Source organism: Thermosynechococcus sp. Uc (assembly GCF_029335995.1).
Taxonomy (GTDB): domain Bacteria; phylum Cyanobacteriota; class Cyanobacteriia; order Thermosynechococcales; family Thermosynechococcaceae; genus Thermosynechococcus.
Genome location: NZ_JARJMS020000099.1, coordinates 33,242 through 41,124, shown reverse-complemented (window position 1 = coordinate 41,124; position 7,883 = coordinate 33,242). Strand labels below are relative to the sequence as shown.

Below are 7,883 nucleotides of genomic sequence, written 5' to 3'. Positions count from 1 at the left end.
GCAAGCCCCGCCATTCAGGGTGGAGAAGGATAGCGCAAACAGCGGAGCCGTTCTGTTATTTTACTGTCGGCCCCAACCACACTGACCTACGGCAGGGCATGCCGGAAGTGACACCTGTGGAGATAGGAGTAGTGGATACGCACTCGGCTTAAGAACCCACCGCAGCAACCTAAGATCATCGGCTTGAGCGCTGTAGGAATCTTTGGCCTTCTAGTCGGGGAAGATGTCAAAAAGCTGAAGTTTGTCTCTAGTTGGAAGTCAAGAACTGCCTTTAACGGGTAAGGACAGGTTTCAGGGGGAGCCAAGTCGTTCAAGGGGGTCTCACGAATCCCTAAATCCATCGGCCTCAGCGATCGCCGGTAGTAAGTAAGGCTGAAGGCGGGAGGGTGATTGATGCGCTTCGCCACAGCTTGCCGTTGTTTGCGAATGACTGCTCGCAACTTTTACGCCGTTTTTGCGGCTGATCGTCCCACTTCAGGAGATGCCCAATCAAGACTCCTAGGCAATTCTCTAGCTCCCGACGCTCCTGCCTGCCCAAGGCTTCAATTTCCTCCACGGGATGGGCAATATCAAGGTGGGTAAAGTCTCTTGCCTTCAGTAACTTTACCTGCTCTAGGGTTCAGGCGTAAAAATCGCTTTCATAAAGACTGCCTTGCATGATTTTTTATTGGCCGATCTCCTCAAGCTGCATTTTAGAGAATGTACGCGGCAAAAAATTGCCCCAAGCTGGGACTGGCACTCACCAGTGTATGGAAAATACGACTCCCAGCTTCCTGACCCGGCTGCATGGGAAACAGTCTTTGCCAAGGTTGCGGCGGATCTAGCCATTGCCAGTGGGCACCGGCGGCATGGACAATTGGCCAAGCGGGGGCGACATCCCAAATGTGAGGTGTGCGCTCTACGGCACCGAGGGTATAGCCAGCAGCAACGGTCAGCAAATTGTAACTGGCAGATCCTAACATGCGAATTTTGCAGGGAAAGGAACGCTTGAGCACATCGGTGCTGCGGGCGCAGAGGCTAAAGAACGTTTGTGAATTTGGCTCACCGACTTTGGCGCGAATGGGTTTCTCATTCAAATAGGCACCATTGGCATGAGCCGGTGCTTGATAGAAGCCATGAAATGTTTGCTGAAAGCCGGGAACGTGCACATAGCTAAATACGGGTGTGCCTTGGTAGAGCAGACTTAAGGCAATACACCAAATGGGCAGACCATGACTATAGTTAGTCGTGCCATCAATCGGATCAATGATCCAACACCACTGTTCACCACCATAGGTATGGTTGCCCTCTTCACTCAGACAGCCGTGGTGGGGAAAGCGCTCTTGCAGCATCTCGGTGATTTTCTGATCAGCCCAAAGGTCGGCGCGGGTGACAAGGCTGCCATCGGCTTTGCGATCGCTGGGGGACTGCCCTGCCCACTCCAGCAAACGGGGGGCAACCACCTCCTGAATCTGTTGACAGGTTTCCAGCACCTCAGACCAAAACCCTGAGTTCATTGGCTGTCTCCCACCGCGATACAATGAGCACGTCGCCCCTGATCCTATACCCAAGAGGCAATCTTCGTCCCCACTTCCCATGGCACAAACACTGGTCGTCAAAATTGGCACATCGAGCTTAACGGGGGGCAAAGAAGGGAATCTGGCCTTGGCCACCATTGCCCAATTAGTGGAGGTTTTGTGTCATTGTCAACGGCGGGGCGATCGCGTGGTTCTCGTCTCCTCCGGGGCCGTAGGTGTGGGTGCCGTGCGCTTGGGTCTGAGCGAGCGTCCCCAACAATTAGCCCGAAAACAGGCGGTAGCAGCCGTAGGTCAAGGACACTTGATGCGCATGTATGACGACCTCTTTTCGGTGCTCCGCCAGCCCATTGCCCAAATCCTCGTCACACGGCAAAATTTTGTTGATCGCCAGAGCTATTTGAATATCTACAACACGTTCCAAGCCCTGTTTGAACTGGGCGTCATCCCCATTGTCAATGAAAACGATACCGTGGCGGTGGATGAACTCAAGTTTGGCGATAATGATACCCTCTCAGCCCTTGTGGCTAGCCTTGTGGAGGCGGACTGGCTCTTTTTACTTACGGATGTCGATCGCCTGTACTCAGCAGATCCGCGCATTGATAAGACAGCCGTTCCCATTGAGCGGGTGGTCTCCTTGGCAGAGTTAGCGCAAACAATTCAAATCGGTGCTGCTGGCTCCCCTTGGGGTACAGGGGGCATGACGACAAAAATTCGAGCTGCAGAGATTGCCACAGAAGCGGGGGTGCGCACTGTCATTACCGATGGGCGATCGCCCATTAACCTTCTCAAAATTCTTGCGGGTGAACCCTTGGGTACCCACTTTGAACCCCGTCCCAAAACCCTCAATGCCCGCAAACGCTGGATTGCCCGCGCCCTGATTCCCAAAGGCGAGTTGTGGCTAGATGATGGCGCTGTAAAAGCCATTACCATTGGCGGCAAATCTCTTTTGGCTGCTGGCATTACCCGTGTTGAAGGGGAGTTTCAAGCCCAAGATGCCGTCAAGCTCTGTGATCCCACAGGAACTGAAATTGCCCGTGGCCTCGTCAACTACAGCAGCGAAGAAATCCGCCGCGTGCAGGGGCAACAGTCCACAGAATTGGCCAACATCCTCGGTTATGCGGGTGCCGATACAATTGTCCATCGCGACAACTTGGTGGTGACCCTGTGACAGTGCCCTATTATTAAGCACAGGACAATAGCGAACCAGTGCGGTAAAATTACTCACTAACTGTAACGATTTATGCAGCGATTGGGGGTAGGTTTTGCATCTGGCATAGCCACATTAAGGAGGGCGTATCCCCTAAGGACAGTCTCTGATTGGCAAAAGGAAACCTATGGTTCAATTCCACATCCAACCAGATAGCGAAATTCCTGCTTCAACTCAGCTCTTTAATCAAATTAGTTTTGCGATCGCTGCACGACAGTTTCCACCGGGTTATCGCTTGCCCAGTACGCGGCAGCTTGCCATGCAAACCGGGCTGCACCGCAACACCATTAGCAAAGTTTACGAACGCCTTGAAGCCGCCGGTTTAGTCGTGCCCCAAGTGGGGTCTGGCATCTATGTGCGCGCCCTCGGCCAAGAGGAAACCCGTCCCCGCCAACGCCGACCCGCAGTTGTGTCTGTACACCGCGTTGTCCAAGAAAGTGTCGATACCCTTCTTGAAATGGGCTATTCCCTGAGTCAAATTCGGGAGTTATTCCTTGCGGAGATCGACGCCCGCCACAAAGCTGGGGTGAGGATCTTGGTAACGGTGCCCCGCCACGATCAAGGGGCTGGCGAACTGATTGTTCAAGAACTGCAACAACTGTTGCCGATTCCTGTAGAACTGATCTTTCTTGAAGACTTGGAAACCGTCCTGGAGGGGGATACCTCTGCAACCGTCGTTACCGTGCGGTATTTTGCCAGCATGACGGAAGCCATCACCCGCGATAAGGACGTGCGGGTATTTTTCATCGACATCTACAACTACCAGCGGGAACTGGAAGTGATACAGCAATTGCCGAAAGGCTCCTGCTTGGGGTTGGTCAGCCTGAGTTCCGGTACCCTTGGTGTTGCTGAGGTCATGATCCACAGTTTGCGAGGGGATGAACTTCTCTTGGTGACGGCTCAAGCCAACGATAGCTATAAGCTCAATGCCCTTGTCCATCGTGCTCACACAATCATTAGCGATCGCGCCAGTGGCGAACGGGTCAAAGCAGCCATTGCGGCAGCCCGCCATGATTTGATTCGCATTCCCCGTCTCATTTGTTGTGAAAGCTACATTGATCCGCAGTCAGTCGAACTACTGAAGCGGGAAATTGGCCTGACGGAGGATCCTCCCCTCGCAGCCAAAGCCTCTTAACTCAGGGATTGAGATCATTCAAGCGATGGGACAATTGCACAGGAATTGCCTGCTGTTTTGCTTGATTGTGCATTTCCTCCAGTTGTAGGTTCGTAAGATAACCTATACCGGCGGCTAGACCACAGTACAGCAGACCGACAATACCTAGTTTTGGCCAATGCAAGCTTATAAAACGCCACATGGGTTGACTCCTCACTTTCAAAGCCACGCCATCAAACCAGACCACCTACCCTTTTTCATCAAGAGGGAACACGATTAAATTTGTCGCAGTCTCCAAGAAAAAGTATTGTGGGCACCTCTCCCAAGGAAATCTGCCGTGAACTTCCTAGGGGAGGGCAGTAGGGGTTATTACTCAAAAATTAACTCTAAATAATTCTAATAATGGCGCCAAGAATTGTGCTGCCAATGTTACATTTGCTAAAACATTGTTAAAAATTTAAGGAAGTGCGGCAAAGTCTCTAATTCTCAAGGCTTGAGAAGAAGCCGCAAAGTCTTCTAAAATTATCTAGAAAAGGTTAATTATTTTTTTGTTTTGACTCAGCAGACAAGCGTGGATACCCTCCCGTCGGTGCGCATTGTCCTCGTTGAACCCCAAGGGGAAATCAATGTCGGCAGCATTGCCCGTGTGATGAAAAATATGGGATTACAGCAGTTGTGGATTGTCCGTCCCCGCTGTGATCCCAAGGGAGAGTTAGCCCATCGCTGGGCAGTCCATGCAGAGGATGTGCTGCATCAAGCCACGATTACGGATTCCCTGACGACGGCTCTAGCCGATTGTCAGCGGATTTTTGCCACGGTGGGGCGAGATGTGGCGGATTTAGCGTTACCCCTTTGGCCTCCCCGTCAAGCAGCACCTCAACTGTTGGCTGTGCCTCAATCGGCACTGGTATTTGGGCGTGAGGATCGGGGACTCACAAATGCAGAATTAGAGTGCGCCCATGGTTTAGTGCAGATTCCTACGGCCAATGCCTATCCATCTTTGAATCTGGCGCAAGCTGTGGCCGTATGCTGCTATGAGTTGTGGTTGACGGCCTCCGACAGTGCGGGCACTTTTCCCCAAGGGGCTGCCGTCCCCTTTGAGCGGTTGCAGGGGTTTTATGCTCATTTAGAGCAGGTGCTGCTCCAGATTGGTTTTTTGTATCCCCATACCGCTGCTAGTCGTATGGCCAAGGTGCGATCGCTACTCGGGCGCGCCTACCCCACGGATGCCGAGGTGGCGCTGTTGCGGGGTATGGTTCGTCAGGTGGAGTGGGCGATTCAGCACGCAGCCACGCTCTCTTCAGACACCTTCCCCCTAGGGTAAACGGCATGGTTGCTCAGTCTCGTTCAATGGTTCAGTCTTCTGGTCTTTCCTCACTGTCTCGTCCAACAACGCTCCCCCGTGCCAATTTGTTCTTAATGGCTTTTCGCTTTGCGGTTAGTGGAGTGGCTCTTGCTGCAATAGTAGGAACGCTATTGTCAGTGTTGCAGCCAGAAGAACAGTCTTTACAGACCACTGCCAGTCAGGCGATCGCCCCCGAAACCACAACGCTCAACCTACCTCCAGAACGCCCCCTGACGACCCTACAACAGCAAATCCAGCAACTGGTTGCCCGTCAACCCAATCTGACGGCGGGGCTGTACTTTTTTAACCTCGATTCCGGAGCCTCCCTCAATGTAGGCGGCGATGCGGTCTTTCCGGCGGCATCTACGATTAAATTTCCAATCCTTGTTGCCTTTTTCAAGGCGGTGGATGAAGGACGAATCACACTTCATGAACGCCTCAGGATGCGTCCAGATCTCATTGCCCCTGAGGCCGGTACATTGCAATACCAAAAGCCAAATTCCCAGTACCCCGCCCTTGAGGTGGCAGATTTAATGATTACCATTAGCGATAACACCGCCACGAATATGATCATTGATCGTCTTGGGGGCGCAGCTGTGCTCAACCAACAGTTTCGGGAATGGGGGTTGGAAAACACGGTGATCCACAATCCGCTACCGGATATGAAGGGCACGAACACCACTAGCCCCCGCGATTTGGCAATGCTGATGCTGAAAATTAGTCAAGGGGAAATTGTCTCGCCCCGTAGTCGCGATCGCCTGCTGGATATGATGCGGCGCACGGTCACCAATACTCTTTTACCCGCGGGTCTTGGCAAAGGAGCCACCATTGCCCACAAAACTGGGGATATTGGTATTGTGGTGGGGGATGCAGGCATGGTGGATATGCCCAATGGCCAACGCTATGTGGCGGCAATGATCGTGAAACGCCCCTACAATGATCCCCGAGGCAGTGAACTCATTCGCCAAGTCTCCCGCATGGCCTACCAAGCCTTCGAGAAAGTTCCCCCTTCTCAGCCTTAGATGTCGCAGCCCCTCCTGACTTTAGAGAAGGTGTGCCGCTACTGCGGCGGCCTCAAGGCCATTGAGATCAGGTCTCCTTTGCTGTTGAAAAGGGCGAAATTTTTGGCATTATTGGCCCTAATGGTGCCGGTAAAACCACCCTTTTTAACCTGCTGACGGGGTTAATTCCTCTCACCTCAGGGCAAATTCAGTTCCAGCAGCAGCCCCTCCACCGGCTCAAGCCCCACCAGATTGCTGGATTGGGCATTGCCCGCACATTTCAAAATATCCGCCTCTTTCCAGAGATGAGTGTTTGGGAGAATGTGCGCATGGGACAGCATCTCCATGTCCCTGCCGGCTTTTGGGCAAACCTCTGGGGGGCACCGCCTGTGCGTCATGCGCAGGAGTGCTTGGAGAACCGTGCCAAGGAACTTCTTTACTGGGTAAACCTCTATGAACGTCGCCACGAGCGAGCCGGCAATTTGCCCTATGGTGAACAACGCCGCCTTGAGCTGGCGCGTGCCTTGGCACTCCAACCGCGACTGCTCTTGTTGGATGAACCGGCTGCGGGCATGAATCCCAAGGAGAAGCAAGACCTTTGCGAGCTAATTCGCTGCCTCAAGCAAGGAGACCTTTGAACTGACGGTGATTCTTATTGAACACCATGTCCCCTTGATAATGCGTTTGTGCGATCGCCGAGCGGTTCTAGATTTTGGTCAACTCATTGCTCTTGGCGACCCCCTCAGTGTTAAAAACGATCCCAAGGTGATTGAGGCCTATCTGGGCGGCGATGTTTAGATCCACAGATGCCTATTTTCAAGGCCGTACGGCAATTCTTGCTAGTAAACACGGCAAAGAACAGGTGATTGCTCCTGCTTTTGCCCCCTTGGGGGTGACCGTGGTTGTGGCCCCAGATTTTGATAGCGATCGCTTTGGCACCTTTAGCCGTGAAATTCCCCGTACGGGTACCCAAGAGGAGGCAGCTCTCGCCAAGGCAGAAGCGGTGCTAGCGCAAATGGATACAGACTTAGTCCTTGCCAGTGAAGGCAGCTTTGGCCCCCATCCTCAATTTCCGATGCTGCCCAGCGATCGCGAACTTGTCCTCCTTATAGACCGCCGCCATAACCTTGTCTTGCGGGGGGAGGTGCGCTCCTTGGAAACTAACTTTAACCATGCCACCGTGAGTGATCTTGAAGAGGCCTTGGCCTTTGGGGCACAGGTGGGCTTTCCAACCCATGGTTTGCTTGCCATGGCGCAGGCTGATCCTCCGCCCAATACGCCAATTTTCAAAGGGATTCAAAGCGAGGAACAGTTGCAAAGGGCGATCGCCACCCTACAGGCCTACAGCCCCAGGATTCACCTAGAAACTGACATGCGTGCCCACATGAACCCCACACGGATGCAGGTGATTGCTCAAGCTGCTGCCGAGCTCGTTCAAGCAATGGCTCAGGGCTGTCCTCGGTGTGGTTGGCCGGGGTTTGTGGTTTGCGAGAAACTGCCGGGGCTGCCCTGCGCGCTATGTGGGGCACCCACCAGCGCCATCAAAGCCAACCGCTACCGCTGTCAACACTGTTTGTACCAAGTGACAGTGCCTAGGGCGGAAACCGTTGCCGATCCCGGTCACTGCTACTTCTGCAACCCCTAGGCAAAGACAAAGACTTGGTATAATCCCTTGTGTAGCTCTTTTCACTGCGGCACC

Annotated in this window: 8 protein-coding genes and 1 pseudogene; 6 read left to right on the top strand and 3 right to left on the bottom strand. The window is 53.2% G+C overall.

The window, feature by feature from the left end; all coding sequences use genetic code 11:
- Positions 1-346: 346 nt before the first annotated feature.
- Positions 347-556 (bottom strand): DUF29 family protein, encoded by a 210-nt coding sequence (locus P3X23_RS12060; RefSeq protein ID WP_367186618.1) that lies wholly within the window; start codon positions 554-556, stop codon positions 347-349.
- Between the two features lie 136 nt (positions 557-692).
- On the bottom strand, positions 693-1,496 hold the full coding sequence (locus P3X23_RS11285; protein WP_300876808.1) for an inositol monophosphatase family protein: 804 nt from the start codon (positions 1,494-1,496) through the stop codon (positions 693-695).
- 79 nt (positions 1,497-1,575) lie between these two features.
- Here P3X23_RS11285 and proB point away from each other — a divergent pair, with 79 nt between their 5' ends.
- Together proB and P3X23_RS11275 are read left to right on the top strand one after the other, a co-directional pair.
- Positions 1,576-2,685, top strand: coding sequence for a glutamate 5-kinase (gene proB / locus P3X23_RS11280; protein ID WP_300876806.1), 1,110 nt, complete (start codon positions 1,576-1,578; stop codon positions 2,683-2,685).
- 166 nt (positions 2,686-2,851) lie between these two features.
- Positions 2,852-3,859, top strand: a complete 1,008-nt coding sequence (locus P3X23_RS11275) for a GntR family transcriptional regulator (protein ID WP_300876803.1) — start codon at positions 2,852-2,854, stop codon at positions 3,857-3,859.
- 1 nt (position 3,860) lies between these two features.
- Here the strand turns inward: P3X23_RS11275 and P3X23_RS11270 are convergent, their stop codons facing one another.
- Complete coding sequence (locus tag P3X23_RS11270) at positions 3,861-4,040, bottom strand: hypothetical protein (RefSeq protein ID WP_300876801.1); 180 nt, start codon at positions 4,038-4,040, stop codon at positions 3,861-3,863.
- A 369-nt stretch (positions 4,041-4,409) separates the two neighbouring features.
- Here P3X23_RS11270 and P3X23_RS11265 point away from each other — a divergent pair, with 369 nt between their 5' ends.
- The 4 genes and pseudogenes from P3X23_RS11265 (at position 4,410) to P3X23_RS11245 (ending at position 7,829) form a co-directional block, all read left to right on the top strand.
- The gene (locus tag P3X23_RS11265) at positions 4,410-5,162 is read left to right on the top strand and encodes an RNA methyltransferase (protein ID WP_300876799.1); all 753 of its coding nucleotides are present in this window, start codon (positions 4,410-4,412) and stop codon (positions 5,160-5,162) included.
- Positions 5,163-5,167: 5 nt separating this feature from the next.
- Positions 5,168-6,205 carry a serine hydrolase gene (locus tag P3X23_RS11260; RefSeq protein ID WP_300876797.1) on the top strand — a complete coding sequence of 346 codons (1,038 nt, stop codon included), beginning with the start codon at positions 5,168-5,170 and terminating at the stop codon, positions 6,203-6,205.
- Positions 6,206-6,982: pseudogene (locus tag P3X23_RS11255) on the top strand (ABC transporter ATP-binding protein). It begins immediately after the preceding gene.
- Entirely contained in the window at positions 6,975-7,829 is an 855-nt protein-coding gene (locus P3X23_RS11245; RefSeq protein ID WP_300876791.1) for a DUF6671 family protein, read from the top strand. Before P3X23_RS11255 ends, P3X23_RS11245 begins: the two are co-directional and overlap by 8 nt.
- The last annotated feature ends 54 nt before the right edge of the window (positions 7,830-7,883 follow it).

Excerpts from the sequence above, each read along its gene's own strand:
- P3X23_RS11245 (WP_300876791.1), top strand. The coding sequence starts at position 6,975 with ATGTTTAGATCCACAGATGCCTATTTTCAAGGCCGTACGGCAATTCTT.
- P3X23_RS11285 (WP_300876808.1), bottom strand. The coding sequence starts at position 1,496 with ATGAACTCAGGGTTTTGGTCTGAGGTGCTGGAAACCTGTCAACAGATT.
- P3X23_RS11260 (WP_300876797.1), top strand. The coding sequence starts at position 5,168 with ATGGTTGCTCAGTCTCGTTCAATGGTTCAGTCTTCTGGTCTTTCCTCA.
- proB (WP_300876806.1), top strand. The coding sequence starts at position 1,576 with ATGGCACAAACACTGGTCGTCAAAATTGGCACATCGAGCTTAACGGGG.
- P3X23_RS11275 (WP_300876803.1), top strand. The coding sequence starts at position 2,852 with ATGGTTCAATTCCACATCCAACCAGATAGCGAAATTCCTGCTTCAACT.
- P3X23_RS11270 (WP_300876801.1), bottom strand. The coding sequence starts at position 4,040 with ATGTGGCGTTTTATAAGCTTGCATTGGCCAAAACTAGGTATTGTCGGT.